This window comes from Acidovorax sp. MR-S7 (assembly GCF_000400995.2).
Taxonomy (GTDB): domain Bacteria; phylum Pseudomonadota; class Gammaproteobacteria; order Burkholderiales; family Burkholderiaceae_C; genus MR-S7.
The window spans coordinates 1-17,698 of the sequence record NZ_DF238901.1 but is presented as its reverse complement, the minus strand read 5'-3'; the positions used below and the strand labels follow the sequence as shown (position 1 = coordinate 17,698).

The 17,698-nt window shown below is 71.7% G+C and carries 15 protein-coding genes; 7 read left to right on the top strand and 8 right to left on the bottom strand.

The window, feature by feature from the left end:
- Entirely contained in the window at positions 1 to 1,965 is a 1,965-nt protein-coding gene (locus tag AVS7_RS05050; protein ID WP_020227334.1) for a response regulator, read from the top strand.
- Positions 1,966 to 1,975: 10 nt separating this feature from the next.
- On the opposite strand, the gene AVS7_RS05045 is transcribed toward AVS7_RS05050, so the two are convergent.
- From AVS7_RS05045 to AVS7_RS05020, 6 genes are all read right to left on the bottom strand, one after another.
- On the bottom strand, positions 1,976 to 2,794 hold the full coding sequence (locus tag AVS7_RS05045) for an IclR family transcriptional regulator (protein WP_020227333.1): 819 nt from the start codon (positions 2,792 to 2,794) through the stop codon (positions 1,976 to 1,978).
- Positions 2,795 to 2,827: 33 nt separating this feature from the next.
- Complete coding sequence (locus AVS7_RS05040; protein ID WP_020227332.1) at positions 2,828 to 3,790, bottom strand: tripartite tricarboxylate transporter substrate-binding protein; 963 nt, start codon at positions 3,788 to 3,790, stop codon at positions 2,828 to 2,830.
- Positions 3,791 to 3,846: 56 nt separating this feature from the next.
- A complete protein-coding gene (locus AVS7_RS05035; RefSeq protein ID WP_020227331.1) occupies positions 3,847 to 4,728 on the bottom strand; it encodes an oxaloacetate decarboxylase in 882 nt (293 codons plus the stop codon).
- A 189-nt stretch (positions 4,729 to 4,917) separates the two neighbouring features.
- Positions 4,918 to 5,967, bottom strand: coding sequence for a PHB depolymerase family esterase (locus AVS7_RS05030; protein ID WP_020227330.1), 1,050 nt, complete (start codon positions 5,965 to 5,967; stop codon positions 4,918 to 4,920).
- 12 nt (positions 5,968 to 5,979) lie between these two features.
- The gene (locus AVS7_RS05025; protein WP_020227329.1) at positions 5,980 to 6,582 is read right to left on the bottom strand and encodes an isochorismatase family protein; all 603 of its coding nucleotides are present in this window, start codon (positions 6,580 to 6,582) and stop codon (positions 5,980 to 5,982) included.
- 24 nt (positions 6,583 to 6,606) lie between these two features.
- Positions 6,607 to 7,581, bottom strand: coding sequence for an asparaginase (locus AVS7_RS05020; RefSeq protein WP_034690032.1), 975 nt, complete (start codon positions 7,579 to 7,581; stop codon positions 6,607 to 6,609).
- A 68-nt stretch (positions 7,582 to 7,649) separates the two neighbouring features.
- Here AVS7_RS05020 and lexA point away from each other — a divergent pair, with 68 nt between their 5' ends.
- From lexA to AVS7_RS05005, 3 genes are all read left to right on the top strand, one after another.
- Positions 7,650 to 8,324, top strand: coding sequence for a transcriptional repressor LexA (gene lexA, locus AVS7_RS05015; protein ID WP_024000973.1), 675 nt, complete (start codon positions 7,650 to 7,652; stop codon positions 8,322 to 8,324).
- A gap of 159 nt (positions 8,325 to 8,483) precedes the next feature.
- Positions 8,484 to 8,831 carry a hypothetical protein gene (locus AVS7_RS05010; protein ID WP_020227327.1) on the top strand — a complete coding sequence of 116 codons (348 nt, stop codon included), beginning with the start codon at positions 8,484 to 8,486 and terminating at the stop codon, positions 8,829 to 8,831.
- A 13-nt stretch (positions 8,832 to 8,844) separates the two neighbouring features.
- The gene (locus AVS7_RS05005; protein WP_020227326.1) at positions 8,845 to 9,339 is read left to right on the top strand and encodes a pyridoxamine 5'-phosphate oxidase family protein; all 495 of its coding nucleotides are present in this window, start codon (positions 8,845 to 8,847) and stop codon (positions 9,337 to 9,339) included.
- A 6-nt stretch (positions 9,340 to 9,345) separates the two neighbouring features.
- Here the strand turns inward: AVS7_RS05005 and hrpA are convergent, their stop codons facing one another.
- Entirely contained in the window at positions 9,346 to 13,335 is a 3,990-nt protein-coding gene (hrpA, locus tag AVS7_RS05000) for an ATP-dependent RNA helicase HrpA (protein ID WP_020227325.1), read from the bottom strand.
- An 84-nt stretch (positions 13,336 to 13,419) separates the two neighbouring features.
- A complete protein-coding gene (locus tag AVS7_RS04995) occupies positions 13,420 to 14,760 on the bottom strand; it encodes an NAD(P)H-dependent oxidoreductase (protein WP_034690031.1) in 1,341 nt (446 codons plus the stop codon).
- Positions 14,761 to 14,916: 156 nt separating this feature from the next.
- On the opposite strand from AVS7_RS04995, the gene AVS7_RS04990 reads away from it, so the two are divergent.
- From AVS7_RS04990 to AVS7_RS24695, 3 genes are all read left to right on the top strand, one after another.
- On the top strand, positions 14,917 to 16,083 hold the full coding sequence (locus AVS7_RS04990) for a metallophosphoesterase (protein WP_020227323.1): 1,167 nt from the start codon (positions 14,917 to 14,919) through the stop codon (positions 16,081 to 16,083).
- Positions 16,084 to 16,115: 32 nt separating this feature from the next.
- Positions 16,116 to 17,309, top strand: a complete 1,194-nt coding sequence (locus AVS7_RS04985; protein WP_020227322.1) for an MFS transporter — start codon at positions 16,116 to 16,118, stop codon at positions 17,307 to 17,309.
- Between the two features lie 194 nt (positions 17,310 to 17,503).
- Positions 17,504 to 17,650, top strand: a complete 147-nt coding sequence (locus tag AVS7_RS24695) for a hypothetical protein (protein WP_020227321.1) — start codon at positions 17,504 to 17,506, stop codon at positions 17,648 to 17,650.
- The last annotated feature ends 48 nt before the right edge of the window (positions 17,651 to 17,698 follow it).

Here is a 17,698-nt window from a genome sequence, read left to right as displayed (position 1 = left end):
ATGCCTGATTCCCAATGGATCGCGCCCACCATCGACCGCAGCCAGCACACCGTGCTGGTGGTCGATGACAACCCCGCCACCCGCTACGCCACGTCGCGCGTGCTGCGCGCCGCCGGCTTCCCGGTGGTGGAGGCGGAAACCGGCGCGCAGGCGCTCGCGCAGGCCGGCACGGGCATCGCGGCGGTGGTGCTGGACGTGCACCTGCCCGACATGGACGGCTTCGAGGTCTGCCGCAGCCTGCGCGCCAACGCGCGCACCGCGCTCACGCCCGTCGTGCACCTGTCGGCCGCCTACGTGCAGAACGAGCACCGCGTGGCCGGCCTCAACGCCGGGGCCGACGCCTACATGGTCCATCCGGCCGAACCCGCCCTGCTGCTGGCCACGCTGCAGGCGCTGATCCGCGCGCGCACGGCCGAGGACGAGCTGCGCCGCTCCGAGACGCGCTTTCGCGCCATCTACGACCAGGCGCCCGTGGCCATGATGCTCATCGACACGGCGGGCCGCTTCGCCGACGTGAACCCGGCCGCGCAGGCGCTGTTCCAGCGCGGGCGCGACGAGCTGGTGGGCGTGTCCGTCACCGCGCTGGCGCCGCCCGCGTGGCGGGCCTTCGCGCAGCGGCTGTTCGAGCACGGCCCGGGCCAGGAAACCATGCCCTGGCAGGGCGAATTTCCCATGCTGCGCGCCGACGGCGGCGAGATGCTGCTGTCGTGGAACCTCTCCGACCACGAGGAGCCCGGCGTGCGCATCGGTATCGCGCGCGACCTCACCGAGCGCATCGACTTCGAGCGCCGCCGCCAGGAGCTGCTGGAGCGCGAACAGGCCGCGCGCGTACTGGCCGAGCGGCAAAGCCGCACCAAGGACGACTTCGTGGCCGTGCTCTCGCACGAGCTGCGCACGCCGCTGACCCTGATCACCGGCTGGGTGCACATGCTGCGCCGCGCCAAGCCCGCGCCCACGCCCGACGGCCTGGCGCGTGGGCTGGACGCCATCGAGCGCGGCGCCAAGGCGCAGGGCCGGATCATCTCGGACATCCTCGACGTCTCGCGCATCGCCTCCGGCAAGCTGCGGCTGCACCGCGAATGGGCGCGGCCGCTGGAGCTGACCCAGACCTCGCTGGACGCGCTGCGCGACCAGGCGCAGCTCAAGAACATCGCCCTGGTCATCGAATCCGCCGGCGTGGACGAGGCGGCCTGGCTGGACGTGACGCGCTTCCAGCAGATCGTGTGGAACCTCGTCACCAACGCCATCAAGTTCTCGCAGCACGGCGGCGCCGTCACGGTGCGCCTGGCGCGCAGGGGCGACGAGCTGCTGCTGGAGGTGCAGGACCAGGGCATCGGCATCGCACCCGAATTCCTCCCCTACATGTTCGAGCGCTTCACCCAGAGCGACACGCCCGGCAACCGCGCGCACGGCGGCCTGGGGCTGGGCATGTCCATTGTCAAGCACCTGGTGGAGCTGCACGGCGGCACCGTCGCCGCCGCCAGCGCCGGTGCCAACCAGGGCGCGACGATGACGGTGCGCATGAACGTGGCCCACCAGGAAAGCGCAGCCCCCGCGCCCGCCGGCGGCGGCGATGCGGGCAATGGCCAGCGCCTGCTGCAGGGCAAGGACATCCTGGTGGTGGAGGACAACGCCGACACGCGCGAGATGCTGAACGTGGTGCTGGCCGACGAGGGCGCCCATGTGCGCCTGGCCGGCGACTACGATTCGGCGATGGCGCAGCTGGACACGGCGTGGCCGCAATTGCTCGTGAGCGACATCGGTCTGCCCGGGCGCGACGGCTACGAGCTCATCGCCGCCATCCGCGCGCTGGAGCGCCAGCAGGGCCGCCCGCCGATACGCGCCGTCGCCCTCACCGCCTTCGCCCGCCCGCAGGACCGCGAGCGCGCCCTGCTCGCGGGCTTCGACCAGCACTTGGACAAGCCGCTGCAGCCGCACGTGCTGGTCAGCGCGCTGAGCGGCTGAATCCCCACCCTCACCCCATGCCCAGTTGCGGCAGCCCCAGCGCGCAGGCCGCGCTCATGACCGCCGACAGTTCGTCCAGGATGACGCGCTTCTTGCGCTCCAGCCGCTCCACGGGCGCATGCACGCTGATGGTCAGCGGCCGCGCGCCGGGCTCTTGCGGCACCAGCATGCCGATCATGCCCGCGCCCTGCACCACCGTGTGCCGCGAGAAGACGTAGCCGTCGCGCCGGATCGCGCGCACCTGCGCGAGCACGGCCGCCACGTCCGGCGGGTTGCGCCCGCGCCGCGCGTGCTGCACGCGCCGCAGCAGGTGCTCCACCTCCTCGTCGCCGTAGGCGCTCAGGATGAGCCAGCCGGTGCCCGAGCGGTCGAGCGAGCGCACCGTCTGGCGGATGCGCTCGTGCGGCACGTGCAACTGCGAGGCGATCTGGCAGATGTATTGCGCATACAAGTCGCTCTGGGTGCCCAGGTTCACCGTTTCCTGCGTGGCCGCGTGCACGCGCTGCATCGCCAGCAGGATGCCGCCCGTGCCGAAGCGCGCCCGCTCCACCCAGCTCACCATGCTGGACATGCGGATCGTGGGGAAGTAGGTGCGCTGACGCAGGTCGTATTCGAGGTAGCCCATCTCCACCAGGCTCTTGAGCAGCGCCGACGCGCTCGACGCCGGGTAGCCCAGGCTGCGCGTCACCTCCCTGAGCGGCAGCGGCGCCTGGCGCTGGGCGAACAGCTCGAAGACCTCGCACACGCGCATGGCGGATTTGGTGATCCCCCTGTCGCTCTGCGTGGGCGCCCTGCGCGTGAGCAGCCCCTTGTCGATCAAGCCCGGCATGGGCCGATTCTGGCTTAGAACGTGCTGACGATCTTATTCAACGCTGATGCCGCCCTGGGCGATGGCCTTGCGCCACAGCTCCATCTCCGCCCGGGTGCGCTCGGTCAGCTCCTCGGGCGTGCTGGACTGCAGGTCCGTGCCCATCTCGCGGAACTTGGCCTTCAGCCCGGGCTCGGCCAGCACGGCCGCCAGCGCCTGGTGCAGGCGCGCCACCACGGGCGCGGGCGTGCCCACGGGCACGTACATGGCGTACCACGTCGTGTACTGCGCGCCCGGCAGCAGCGACGACACCAGCGGCAGGTGCCTGCTGTCCGCCGCCTGCGTGGCCGAGGTCAGTGCGATCGGACGCACCGCGCCCTTTTCCATCAGGCCCTTGAGCGAGGCCATGCTGCTCAGCATGAACTGCACCTGCCCGGCCGCCAGGTCCACCGTGGCCTGCGAGATGCCCCGGTAGGCCACGTGCGTGGCCTGGATGCCCGCCTGCGCCAGGATCACCTCCATGCCCAGGTGCGACACGCCGCCCGCGCCCGCGGACGCATAGTTGAGCCGGCCCGGCCGCGCCCGGGCGTAGTCGAGGAACTCCTGGAAGGTCTTCACCGGCAGCTGGCTGCTGACGAACAGCACGTGCGGGCTGGTGGACACGAGCGACACCGGCGCGAGCCTGGCGGCGGCATCGGCGCCAGCCTTGGTCAGCAGGGTCTGGATCGTCACGTGGCTCGCGCCGGCGAGGATCATGGTGTGCCCGTCGGGCGCCGAGCGGCTCAGCGCCTGCATGGCCGGCAGGCCGGCGCCGCCGCCGATGTTGTCCACCACCACGCTCTGGCCCAGGTGCTCGCCGAGCCGCACCGCCACGTCGCGCGCCACGGAATCCGTGGGGCCGCCCGCGGCGAAGGGCACGATGATCTTGAGCGGCTTGCTCGGGAAGCCGCTGGCAGCGGCGGGCAGCGCCCATGCCAGGGCTGCCAGTAGCAAGATGCGGCGCGGGAAGTTGCGCATGGGTCCAATCTCCTTCGGGTCTATGGGTGTGGCCGCGGCGCGGCCGGCAGGGAAATTCAGCCGCCCGCATCCATGAAGGCGCGCGCGCGCCGCTCGATGGCCAGGGCCTGCGGCGTGCCGCAGAGGGCGTGCAGGTCGTCGAACGGGGCGAACACCTGCGCGTCCACGCGCGTGCCGCCCCACTCGCGGATGCGCCGCAGCCCCTCGCGCATGCCGTGGATGGCCGACAGCATCAGCGAGGCCGACAGGCTCACGCGCGCCACGCCCGCCGCCTGCAGGCGCTCGAAGGTCAGCCCGGCGCAGCCCGGGTGCTGCTCGATGAGGTTCATGCCCACCGGCCCGTCGATCGCGGCCGCCAGCAGCTCGGCCTCGTCCACGCGCGAGACGCCCTGGATGAACACCATGGTGGCGCCCGCGCGCAGGTAGGCGTTGGCGCGCTCGACGGCCGCATCGATGCCCTCGATACCCAGCGCGTCGGTGCGCGCGTTGAGCACGAAATACGGGTCGCGCCGCGCCGAAGCCGCCGCGTCGAGCTTGGCGCACATCTCGCGCAAGGGGATGAGCTCCTTGCCCTCGACGCGGCCGCAGCGCTTGGGAAAGCTCTGGTCTTCCAGATTCATGCCGGCGGCGCCCGCCGCCTCGAATTCGCGCACGGTGTGCCACACGTTCACCACGCCGCCATAGCCCGTGTCGCCATCGCCCATCACGGGAATGTCCACGGCGGCGGCGATGCGGCGCGTGCGGCCGGCCATCTCGCGCATCGACAGGATGCTGAAATCGGGCAGCCCGTCCGCTGCCGACAGCGACAGGCCCGACACCTGCAGGGCCTCGAAGCCCGCCTCCTGCGCCAGCCGGGCGGAGAGCGCGTCGTACGCGGCGGGCATGACGAGAAGCGGGGGACGCACGATGAGTTCGTGCAGGCGCTGGGCAGGAGACATGGGCGGGATGCGGCGGGCAGTCGATGGGCGCGTATTCTTTGCACCCGCCCGGCCAGCGTCCAGCACCCGGCCGCTTTTTCACATATGTGAAACAGGGCAGGCCCCGGCCCTGGCCTGCCTGCGCGCCGCTCGACTACATTTTCAATAGCTGCCCGCGCTTGTCTGGCAAGCGCTGGAGCCCTATTTCACTCATGCCTCGCTGCGGCCGAACTGGCGCGCGGCGAAGGCCCAGATCAGCGCCGAGGCATCCGGCCCGGCCGGGTCGCTGTAGGGCCGGTGCGCGGCCCCGCCGCTCCAGGCGTGCCCCAGGCCCAGCACCTCGCGCAGCACCACCACGGCGCGGCCACGGACCTTGAATTCCGTCACCCGCATGGCGTAGCGCTGGCCGCGCTGCTGCACGCGCTCGGGCCCCGGGCGGGCGCCCAGCGCCTCGGCCCAGAGCTGCGCCGTGGCGGCGGCGTTGCGCACCGACACCACGCCGTCCGCATCGCCATGCAGCACAAGCAGCGGCGGCAGTGCAGGGGAAGCCGGCGCGGGGCATCCCGGCACGAGCGGCGCGGGCAGGCGCGCCGCGCGCCGCCCCTGCATGGCGGCAAGTGCGGTGGCCGCCGACTCGGCCGTGCCCGGCGCGGCGCCCGAATGCACGGCCACGGCGCAGAAGCGCTGCGGGTACAGCGCGGCCATGAGCGCGGCCATGCCGGCCCCGGCCGACAGGCCCGCCACGGCCACGCGCGCCGGATCGACGGGGTGCCGGCGGGCCACCTTGTCGATGGCCGCCAGCAGCGTGGCGGCCTCGGCCGCGGCCTTGCCGCTGCGGCGCTCGAACCAGTTCCAGCAGCCGTGGGCGTTGGCTACCCGCTCCTGCTCCGGGTAGAGCACCAGGAAGCGCCCGCGCGCGGCCAGCCGGTGCATGCGCGAGGCGGCCGCCAGGTCGCGCCCCGTCTGGCCGCAGCCGTGCAGCATGACCAGCAGCGGCAGCTTTTCGCCTGGCCGCAGCGCCAGGCCGGGCGGGATGTGCAGGTGGTAGCGCCGCGCGCCGGCAGGCCCCGGCGCCACGCCGGGCAGCCAGTCGCCGGGGGCGCGCGCCGGGCGCTTGGCGGGCACGGCCAGCGGCGCCACGGCGGCCTTGCGCCGTGCCGCCGGGCGGGCCGGCCGCGCGGCACGCGCCAGCGCCTTGAGGTTGCGCTGGTACGCCCGCGTGAGCGCGGACAGGGAAAACAGCCGGGAGCGCCGCGCCATGGCGCCCCCCTCCTACTTGACCAGCCCCAGCATGTCCTTGAACGCCGGGTGCTCGCAGCTGCGCAGCCACTCGAACGCCACCATCTCGGTGGTGACCAGCTCGGCGCCCGCGCCGGCCAGGCGGTCGAAGGCGGCATCGCGGTTGCGTTCGGTGCGGGAGCTGCAGGCGTCGGTGACCACCCAGACGTCGAACTCGTCCTCGATGAGCTGCAGCGCCGTCTGCAGCAGGCACACGTGCGCCTCGCAGCCCGCGATGACGATGCTGGCGCGCTCGGGCGCCTGCTGCGCGGGTTTCTGCAGGTGCTTGGGCAGGCTGCGCGCATTGCCGCCTTGCGGCTTGGCCGGCGGGCGCAGCCACTCGCCCAGCCCTTCCTCGGTGGCGCTGAAATGCATCTTGGCCAGGGTCTTGCCGCACAGGGCGCGCAGCGCGGCGTCGTTCGGGCCCAGGCGCGAGGGGTTTTGCTCCGTGCCCCAGACGGGCACGTCCACCAGCCGGGCGACCTGGGCCAGGCGGCGGGCGTTGTCCAGCACGGCCGCGCCTTCGAAGATGGCGGGCATCAGGCGCTCCTGGTAGTCCACGAGCACGAGTTGGGATTCGGAGGCGTCAAGCAGCATGGCGGGGCAATGTCCTGAAAGAGATCATCCGGGCATTGTCGCAGCCAGCAGTTCCAGCAGCAGGGACACGCGCGCCTTGACGGGGCTCAGGCCGTCCGCGTCCTGCCAGCGGGCGTCCTGCAGCGCCAGCATGCGCCCCTGCGGGCAGCGCGAGGCCACACGCACCCGCACGCCCGCCGCAGCGGCGCGCGCCAGCGCCTGCTCCAGCGCCGCGTGCAGCGTGCCGTTGCCCGTGGCGGCCACCACGATGCCCGCCGCGCCGCCCTGCACCAGCCAGTCCACCAGCGCGCCGTCGGCGCCCGCATGGCTCAGGACGATCTCCACGCGCGGCCAGGGCCGTGCCTCCAGGGCCTGCGCCAGCGCGCCGTGGGCAGGCGCCTGCGCCGCGGGCGCGCGGCCATGCGCCCAGCGCACGCGCCCCGCTTCCACCCAGCCCAGCGGCCCCGTGTCGCCGGAGTCGAACGCGTCCAGCCGCAGCGGGTGCACCTTGCTCACCTCGCGCGCGCCGTGCACCACGCCCGCCGCCGCCACCAGCACGCCGCGCGCGGACGGCTCGGCCGCCAGCGCCACCGCATCCAGCAGGTTCTGCGGCCCGTCGGGCGCCAGAGCCGTGGCGGGCCGCATGGCGCAGGTCAGCACCACGGGCTTGTCCGCGGGCAGTACGCTGTGCAGCAGCCAAGCCGTCTCCTCCAGCGTGTCCGTCCCGTGGGTGACGACGATGCCCGCCACCGACGCATCCGCCAGCAGCGCGGCGCAGCGCGCCGCCAGGCGCGCCCAGACGGCGTGCGTCATGTCCTTGCTGTCGATCTGCGCGACCTGTTCCGCCGCCAGCTCCGCGCCGCCCGCCGCGCGCTCCAGTCCCGGCAAGGCGGCCAGAAGCTGGGCCACGCCGATCTGCGCCGCCGTGTAGCCCACGTTAGCGCCGGCCACCTCGGACGTGCCCGCTATCGTGCCCCCGGTGCCCAGCACCACGATTTTTCTTGCCTGACCCACTTGCACCCTTTCAAAAACTGTTCAAAAATACAGTTACTGGATCGAAAAACAGTTATCCACCTCTGGAGCCCGCCATGCTCGACAGTCCCAAGCTCACCGCCCGCCAACAGCAGATCCTGGACCTGATCCAGACCGCCATCGCGCGCACCGGCGCGCCGCCCACGCGCGCCGAGATCGCGGCCGAGCTGGGCTTCAAGTCCGCCAATGCGGCCGAGGAACACCTGCAGGCCCTCGCGCGCAAGGGCGTGATCGAGCTGGTCAGCGGCACCTCGCGCGGCATCCGGCTGCGCGGCGAGACCGTGCGCCACATCAACGCGGCGCGCGGCGCCCAGTTCAGCCTGCCCATTCCCGGCCTGTCGCAGCTCACGCTGCCGCTCATCGGGCGCGTGGCCGCCGGCTCTCCGATTCTCGCGCAGGAGCACGTGGACCAGTCCTACACCCTGGAAGGCAGCCTGTTCCAGCACAAACCCGACTACCTGCTCAAGGTGCGCGGCATGTCCATGCGCGACGCGGGCATCATGGACGGCGACCTGCTCGCCGTGCAGGCCACGCGCGAGGCGCGCAACGGGCAGATCATCGTCGCGCGCCTGGGCGACGAGGTCACCGTCAAGCGCCTGCGCCGCACCGGCACACACATCGAGCTGCTGCCCGAGAACCCCGACTACCCCGTGATCCAGGTCGATCCGGGCGAGCCCTTCGAGATCGAGGGCCTGGCCGTGGGCCTGATCCGCAACACCATGCTGATGTAGCAGCGCCACCCCTTTCGTGCGCTGGCGCAGGTGGCGGGCGTCTGGCAGGTGGAAGGCCCCACGGGGCTGCCACATGCCAACCCTGCGCGAGCGTGGTTTCCCGTTGGCAATCCTGCCTGTGTTCCACCTTGCATGCCATGCGCATGATGGAGTCTTCACATGGGATTCGCTCTCCCCGCACTCGCCACCCTCGCCCACCCGCTGGGCGCTGTCGCGCGCTGGATCTTTCCGCGCCCCGCAGCCGCCAGCCCCGCCCCATCGGCGCGGCCCGCGCCCGCCGTGGCGCGCATCCTCGTTCCGCAGCCCTGCCCGGGCGAAGGGCCCGCGCCCGCCGCCATCCAAGCGCTGCACCAGGCACCGCCCCCGGCCCGGCCCGTGCGGGTGATGCTCCGCACGTTGGAGGACGGCAGCCCGCGCATCGTGATCTCCGGCCGCATGGCCGACGTCTGCGCGGAGCTGGAGCGGCTGGTGCCCTCCCTCGACCCTGCGGCCGCGCCGGCGCCCTGACGGAGCCATCGCCATGCCCCACGAACCTTGCCTGGCCGCGGCGCTGCGCCACCTGGTGCACAGCCGCCGCACGGCGGCGCTGGCCACGCTGCTGCAGGATGCGGCGCGCACGGCGGCGCCGCAAGCGTCCTTCGTGCCCTTCGCCATGGACGCGGCGCAGGGCTGCTTCGTGCTGCACGTGAGCGCCCGGGCGGCGCACACCCGGCAGATGCAGGCCCACGCCGCGGTGGCCCTGCTCATCGCCGCGCCCGAGGAGGCGGGCCAGCCGGTGCACGCGCTGGAGCGCGTCGGCATCGAGGGCGAGGCGCGGCTGCTGGAACCCGGCAGCCCGGCCTGGGCGTCGGCACGCGACGCCTACCTGGCGCGCTTTCCCGAGGCGGAGTTCATGACCACACTGGGCGACTTCCGCTTCGTCGCCATCGACCCGCTGGCGGGGCGCCACATCGCCGGGTTCGGCGCGGCACGCGACGTGTCGCGGCAGGAGCTGCTGGCCCTGATGGGTGCCTGAGAAAGGTCACAGCATCAACTGCTGCCAGACTTTCTCCAGCCGCTTGCTGCTCACCGGATACGGCGTGCGCAGCTCCTGCGCGAAGAAGCTCACGCGCAGCTCCTCCAGCATCCAGCGGTATTCCTGCATGCGCGCGTCCACCTGGCCCTTGCGCTCCGCCACCAGGCGCCAGTAGCGCTGCTCCAGCGGCTGCAGCTCCTTCGATTTGGCGGCGTCGCGCGCCGGGTCTGCGCGGTACTTGTCCAGGCGCGTGGTGATGGCCTTGAGGTAGCGCGCGTAGTGCTGCAGCTGCGCCCACGGGGCCACGGCGATGAAATGCTTGGGCACCAGCCTTTGCAGCTGCTCGCCCGCGTCCTTCGTCGCCTCCGGAGCGTTTTTGGTGTCCTTGATCTTGCGGGCGGCCACGGCGTATTCGGCGAGGATGCCGGCCGCCATGCGCGCCACCTCGTTGGCGATGAGCGTGAGGCGCCCGCGCCCGTCCTGCACGCGCTGCTTGAACTGCGCCTCATCGGCGGGCAGCGGCTCCTGCAGGAAGGCGCGGTCGATGGCGACGTCGATGATCTGCTGCCTCAGCTCCTCCTGCGTGCCCAGCGGCATGTAGGCCACGGCCATCTTCTGCAGGTCGGGGATGTTCTTTTCGAGGTACTTGAGCGCGTCCCGGATCGTGAGCGCGAACAGGCGGCGCAGGCCCGCGCGGTGCCGGGCCGCCGCCACCTCGGGCTCGTCGAACACCTCGATGGCAACGGCATCGCCCTGGTCGATGAGCGCGGGAAAGCCGACCAGCGTCTGGCCGCCCTTCTTGATTTCCATCAGCTCGGGCAGCTCGCCGAAGCTCCATTGCGTGTAGCGGGCGTCGGCCTTGCGCGGCGGCTCGGCCGGGGCAGCGTTTTCATTTTTGATAGCTGCTTGCGCTTGTCCTGCCTTGTTTTTCGATGGTTTTTCATCGGAAACCGGCTTCTGGTTAGCGCCACCAGCTATCTTTAACGAAGCAAGCGCCTGGAACGCCCCGCGCGCCTTGCTGCCCCATTCCGCCTTGAGCGCGGCGAGGTTGCGCCCCTGGCCAAGCTGGCGGCCGTGCTCGTCGGTCACGCGGAAGTTCATGAACAGGTGCGGGCTGAGCATGTCCAGCTTGAAGTCAGCGCGCTTCACGTCGAGCGAGGTTTCATCGCGCACCTGCTTGAGCAGCGCGTCGATCAGGCCGCCCTGCGCCCAGCGCCCTTCCTCGGTGAACAGCGCCGCCAGCCGCGCGGCGCTTTCGGGCAGCGGCACGAAGCGGCTGCGCGGGCGCTGCGGCAGGCTTTTCAGGAGCGCCTGGATCTTGTCCTTGAGCATGCCGGGCACGAGCCATTCGGCGCGCTCCTCGCTCACCTGGTTGAGCACGAACAGCGGCACCGTGACGGTGATGCCGTCGCGCGCGTCGCCAGGGCTGTGCAGGTAGGCGGCCGAGCAGTCCACGCCGCCGAGCTTGACGGTCTTGGGGAATTTCTCGGTGGTGATGCCCGCCGCCTCGTGGCGCATCAGCTCGCCCTCCTGCAGCTGCAGCAGGCTGGGCGCGGCCTTGGATGCGGTGCGGAACCACTTGTCGAAGGTGGTGCCGCTGTAGATGCCCTCGGGGATGTGCTGGTCGTAGAAGGCGTAGATGAGTTCATCGTCCACCAGCACGTCCTGGCGGCGGCTCTTGTGCTCCAGCTCCTCCACCTTGCGCACCAGCTTGTGGTTGGCCGCGAGGAAGGGCCAGTGCGTGTCCCACTCGCCATCGACCAGCGCGCGGCGGATGAAGAGCTGGCGCGCCTCGTGCGGGTCGATGCGGCCGTAGCTCACGCCGCGCCCGTTGTAGACCACCAGGCCGTAGAGCGTGGCGCGCTCGTAGGCCACCACGTCGGCCTGCTTCTTGGACCAGTGCGGGTCGAGCAGCTGCTTCTTCAGCAGATGGCCGCCCACTTCCTCCAGCCATTGCGGCTCGATGGCGGCGATGCCCCGGCCGTAGAGGCGCGAGGTCTCGACCTGCTCGGCCGCGACGATCCAGCGCCCGGGCTTCTTGCCCAGGTGCGCGCCGGGGTGCGGGTGGAAGCGGATGCCGTGCGCGCCCAGGTAGGACTCGCTCTCCTCGCCCTTGAACCCGATGTTGCCTAGCAGGCCCGAGAGCATGGACAGGTGCACCGCTTCGTAGCCCGCGGGCTTGTCATTCACCTGCCAGCGGTGCTCCTTGACCACGGTGAGCAGCTGCGAATGGATGTCGCGCCACTCGCGCACGCGGCGGATGTTGATGAAGTTCTGGCGCAGCAGCTGCTCCCACTGGCGGTTGCTGAGCTTGTGGGCCGGCGTCTCCGCAAGATCAGCGGCGGGCGCCTGCGCCTGCCGCTGCGCCACGGGCAGGAAGGCCTGGTTGCGCGCCGGGGCCGGGGCGGCGCCCTGCGCCGCCATTTCCTTGCGGCTCATGGCCACGGCCTTGCCGCCGCGCGCGTCGTGCAGCCAGTTCCACAGGCGCAGGTAGCCGGTGAACTCGCTCTTCTCGTCGTCGAACTTGGCGTGCTGCTGGTCGGCCTGCTGCTGGGCCTCCAGCGGCCGGTCGCGCACGTCCTGCACCGACAGGGCCGAGGCGATGACCAGCACCTCGGCCACCGCGCCGCGCGCGCGCGCTTCCAGGATCATGCGGCCCACGCGCGGGTCCAGCGGCAGGCGCGCCAGCTCCTGGCCCATGGGCTCCAGGCGTCCACGCTCGTCCACCGCGCCCAGCTCGGCCAGGAGCTGGTAGCCGTCGGCGATGGCGCGGCCCGAGGGCGCCTCCAGGAAGGGGAAGTTCACCACGTCGCCCAGGCCCAGCGCTTTCATGCGCAGGATGACACCAGCCAGCGACGAGCGCAGGATCTCGGGGTCGGTGAAGCGGTCGCGCTGGTTGAAGTCGTCCTCGCCGTAGAGACGGATGCAGATGCCGTTGGCCACGCGCCCGCAGCGCCCGGCGCGCTGGTTGGCGGCCGCCTGGCTGATGGGCTCGACCAGCAGCTGCTCCACCTTGCTGCGGAAGGAATAGCGCTTGACGCGCGCCGTGCCCGCGTCGATCACGTAGCGGATGCCGGGCACGGTGAGCGAGGTCTCGGCCACGTTGGTGGCCAGCACGATGCGCCGGCCGGTGTGGCCGTCGAAGATGCGGTCCTGCTCGGCCTGCGACAGGCGCGAGAACAGCGGCAGCACCTCGCTGCTCCGCAACACGGGCGAATGCTGCAGGTGCTTGCGCAGGTGGTCCGCCGCCTCGCGGATCTCGCGTTCGCCGGGGAGGAAGACCAGGATGTCGCCGCCCCGCCCGCCCTGCCAGAGTTCATCCACACCATCGGCGATGGCGTCGTTGAGGTCGTAGTCCTTCTTTTCCTCGAACGGGTGGTAGCGCATCTCCACCGGGTAGGTGCGGCCCGAGACCATGATGACCGGCGCGGGCCCTTGCTTGCCCTCGAAGTGCTTGGCGAAGCGCTCCGCGTCGATGGTGGCCGAGGTCACCACCACCTTCAGGTCGGGCCGCTGGGGCAGGATCTGCTTGAGGTAGCCCAGCAGGAAGTCGATGTTCAGGCTGCGCTCGTGCGCCTCGTCGATGATGAGCGTGTCGTAGGCCTTCAGGAGCGGATCGGTCTGCGTCTCGGCCAGCAGGATGCCGTCGGTCATCAGCTTGACCGAGGCGCCCTTTTGCAGCGTGTCCTGGAAGCGCACCTTGTAGCCCACCACCTCGCCCAGGGGCGTCTTCAGCTCCTCGGCGATGCGCTTGGCGACGCTGCTGGCGGCGATGCGGCGCGGCTGCGTGTGGCCTATCAGGCGCCCGCGCGTGCCCTCCGGCGCGTTGCAGCGGCCGCGCCCCAGCGCGAGGGCGATTTTTGGCAGCTGCGTGGTCTTGCCCGAGCCCGTTTCGCCGCACACGATGATGACCTGGTGCTTTTGCATCGCCGCCATGATCTCGTCGCGGCGGGCGGATACGGGAAGGGACTCGGGAAAGGAGATCGTGAGGGGCATAGGGGCGGGAATTATCCCAGGCCCGCCCTGCCCCGCGCCAAGAGCGCGTTCAAGGCCTTTTCATGGCGCCCGCGCGCTCCAGGGTCAGCCGGCGAACATCGTCTCCATCTCGCGGCGCACCTTCCAGGCGTGGGTGGTGGTGTCGCTGTCCACGTCGTCCCAGGACAGCGGCTGGCCCTTGGCCACGGGGCGCAGTACCTTGACGTTGTGCGCCATGCCCAGCGGCAGGCCGCGGATGCGCCGCGAAGTGGCCGCCGGCAGCAGCTTGCCCCAGACGGTGTAGCCGCCCTCGCCGTCCAGCAGGTCGCCGGGGCGCAGGTCGCGCTTGGCGGTGGCCACCACGTCGGCGTTCCAGGCGCGCGGCACGCCCGTGGGCTCGCCGCGCAGCGCCACGCTGGCCACCGACATGCCCACCTCCAGCCCGATCAGGTGCCAGCGCTTGTACAGCGTGAAATAGCGGCCCGTGGGGTCGGTGTGGGCGTTGTATTCCTCGAAGCAGTGCTTGATGTAGTCGGTCTCGGCCTCCACCGTCACCCACACGCCCATGCGGATGTCGTAGGGGATCTTGCGGCCGTCCTTCTCCAGCGAGGAGATGACCTCCACCATGCCCTTCTTCTCCAGCACGCCGCCCTCGGAAACGGGGCGGGTGACGTAGGGAATGTCCTCCACGCTGGCAGGCGGGTACAGCAGGCCGTCGCTGGGCACGGCCAGGCCCGTGGCGTTGGAGACGGCCGTGCTCTCGATGCTGGGCTTGGAGCCGTCGAGGAAGCTGTTGAACATCTTGGGGTTGAGCCCGCCGCGCGCGGCCTGCTCGGGGCTCAATCCGTAGTGGCCCCAGACGGTTTCGGGCGTGGACTCGCAGAAGTGCGGCAGCCACTTGTGCCCGCGCCCTGCCGCCACCACCGGAAAGCCGCAGGTGCGCGCCCAGTCCACCAGCTCGCAGATCATGGCGGGCTGGTCGCCGTAGGCCAGCGAATACACCACGCCCGCCTGCGCGGCCTTGCGCGCCAGCAGCGGGCCGCAGAAGGCGTCGGCCTCCACCGTCACGTTGACCACGTGCTTGCCGTGCGCGAAAGCGCCCAGGATGTGGTCCACGGCCGCCATGGGGTTGCCCGTGCACTCCACGATCAGCTCGATCTGCGGGTGGCTCACCAGGGCCTGCCAGTCGTCGGTGATCCAGGTGGTGCCGTCCTGCAGCGCCTCCTGCGCGGAGCGGGCCGCGGACTGCCCGGGCTGCCAGCCCACGCGCGCCAGGCTGGCGCGGGCGTTGTCGGGCGACAGGTCGGCAATGCCCACGAGGTGCACGCCCGGCATGCGCGGCACCTGCGCGAGGTACATGGCGCCGAACTTGCCCGCGCCGATCAGGCCGATGCGGATGGGACGCCCTTCCTGGGCGCGCTGCTGCAATTGGTGGTGAAGGTTCATGGGTGCGGGGAAAGGGGTTGAGAAGATAGCCACGGGCACCCTAGCGCAAGCAGCGCCGTGCGTCTCTCGGGACAAGACCTGAGGCCACGTGCGCCCGATATGCGCGCGATGTGTGCGCGATATGCTCGCCCGTTTGCCCTCGCTCCCGCGCCCCGCATGGTCACGCTCGTCACCCTGGTCATTCCCCTGTTCGCCGCCTGGCTCTGGTGGCCCGTCGGCCCGCTGCCTCGGCGCACGCGCGTGCTGGCCGTCGCCGCCACCGCCCTGCTGGGCTGCGCGCCCGCCCTGCTGCTGCGCGTGCTGCAAAGCGGCGCGCTGCCCTACCCCGTGGTGGCCTACCTGCAGGTGCCCGGCGGCTGGGTGCTGGCCACGCTGCTGCTGATGGCCCTGTTCGTCCTGGTGCGCGACGCGGCCTGGCTGGCCGCGCGCGCGGCCCGCGCCGGCGCGTGGGCGCGGCGTCTGCATGCGCCGGCGCTCACCGCAGGCGCCCTGGTGCTCGCCCTGGGCGTGGGCGCCGGCGGCGTGTGGACCGCGCTGCAGCCGCCCGAGGTGCAGGAGCGCACGCTCGCCCTGCCCGGGCTGCCTGCGGCACTGGACGGCCTGCGCGTGGCGGTGGTGGCCGACATCCATGCCAGCCCCATCAACGACACACGCTATGTGCAGGCCGTGGTGGAGCGCACCCTGGCCGCGCGGCCCGACCTGGTCGTGCTGCCCGGCGACCTGGTCGATGGCGACGTGCGCAGCAGCGCGGCCCACGTGGCGCCGCTGGCGCGCCTGCGCGCGCCCCTGGGCGTCTGGGCCGCGCCGGGCAACCACGAGTACTACAGCGGCTACGACGCATGGATGGCCGAGTTCCGCCGCCTGGGCCTGGGCCTGCTCGCCAACCAGACCCAGGTGCTGGAGGTGCGCGGCGCCCGGCTGGCGCTGTCGGGCATCGGCGACCCGGTCTACGGCCGCACCTCGCACAACAACGCCGACCCGCGCGTGCCCGAGGGCGTGCCGCCCGACGTGGCCGCCGTAGCCCGCCTGGCGCGGGAGGCCGGGGCCGACTTCCACCTGCTGCTGGCCCACCAGCCCCGCTTCGCGCGCGACAACGCGGCCCATGGCGTGGGGCTGCAGCTCTCGGGCCACACACACGGCGGCCACATCCTGGGCATGGACCGCTGGCTGGTCGCACCCGCCAACAACGGCTTCGTGCGCGGCGAGTACGCGGTGGACGGCATGCGCCTGTTCGTCAGCAGCGGCGCGGGCCTGTGGGCCGGCTTCGCGGTGCGCCTGGGCGTGCCGCCGCGCATCGACCTGCTGGTGCTGCGCCGCCGGTAGACTGCCGCCAAACCATTCTTCCTGCCGCAGCCATGACCTCCTCCCTCGAACGCCGCAACCTGGGCCTGCTCGTCGCGGCCCAGTCGCTGGGCGGCGCATCCCCGCCCATCATCATCTCGCTGGGCGGGCTGGTGGGGCAGATGCTGTCGAGCACGCCCACCGCGTCCACGCTGCCCGTGAGCCTCTACCAGCTGGGCCTGGCCCTGTCCACGCTGCCCGCGGCCTGGCTGATGCACCGCGCGGGGCGGCGCACGGCCTATGCGCTGGGGGCGGCGATGGGCATGCTCTCGGGGCTGGTGGCCGCCTGGGGCATCGCGCAGTCGGACTTCGCGCTGTTCTGCCTGGGCACCGCGCTGGCGGGCTTCTACGGCGCCTGCGTGCAAAGCTATCGCTTCGCCGCCACCGACGCGGTGGGCGAGCCCTCGCGCCACGCCAGCGCCATCTCGCGCGTCATGGTGGGCGGGCTGGTCGCCGCCGTCATCGGGCCCCAGGTGGTCATCTGGACGCGCGACGCGCTACCCGCCACGCCCTTCGCGGGCAGCTTCTACAGCCAGGCGGCCCTGGCGCTGCTGGCGCTGCCGCTGCTGCTGGCGCTGCGCCTGCCGCCCGCGCCGCCGCGGGCCGTGGCCGGGGACGCGCGGCCGCTGGGCGAGATCGCGCGCACGCCGCAGTTCGCCGTGGCGGCCATCGCCGGCGTGGTGAGCTACGGGCTGATGTCGTTCCTGATGACGGCCGCGCCCATGGCCATGGTGGGCTGCGGCCACAGCGTGGGCGAGGCGGCGCTGGGCATCCAGTGGCACGTGCTGGCCATGTTCGGGCCCAGCTTCTTCACGGGCCGGCTGATCGCGCGCTACGGCAAGCGGGCCATCACCGGGCTGGGGCTGGCGCTGATCGCCGCCTCCGGCCTGATGGCGCTGATGGGACTGGCGCTGACGCACTTCTGGGGCGCGCTGGTGCTGCTGGGGCTGGGGTGGAACTTCGGCTTCATCGGCGCCACGGCGATGCTCACCGAGTGCTACCGCCCCAGCGAGCGCGCCAAGGTGCAGGCGCTGAACGACTTCCTCGTCTTCGGCACCGTGGCCGTGGCCTCGTTCGGCTCGGGCCAGCTCCTGCACACGGTGGGCTGGGAGGGCATCAACGCGGGCATGCTGCCGCTGGTGGGCGCCGTGCTGGCGCTGCTGCTGTGGCAGGCCCGGCGCCAGGCACGCATCGCGCCTGCCGCGTAGCACTGGAAGGCCGGAAAAGAACAAAGGGCCTGGAATCGCTTCCAGGCCCTTGGTCTTCGATGTGGTGGGTGATACATGGATCGAACATGTGACCCCTGCCGTGTGAAGGCGCCAGACCCTCAGTATAACCGTGCACCAACGCACGACTTTCTGCCGAGTGTGTCCACCGGCTGTGACCAAAGATAGAGGACCCCATGTTCAACCGCTTTTTGCTCGGGCGCCTGACCGTCGACAACGCCGTGCGCAGAGCCCTGCAGCGCACGCCGCTGGACATGGTGGCGCGCCACGCCGTCGGGGACTTCGGCGTCGTGTCAGTGGAGGGTGTGCAGAATTTTGTGTAAACGGACAATCCACCGCCGGCGCGAGCCGGCCTGTCCGTAAGCACAATG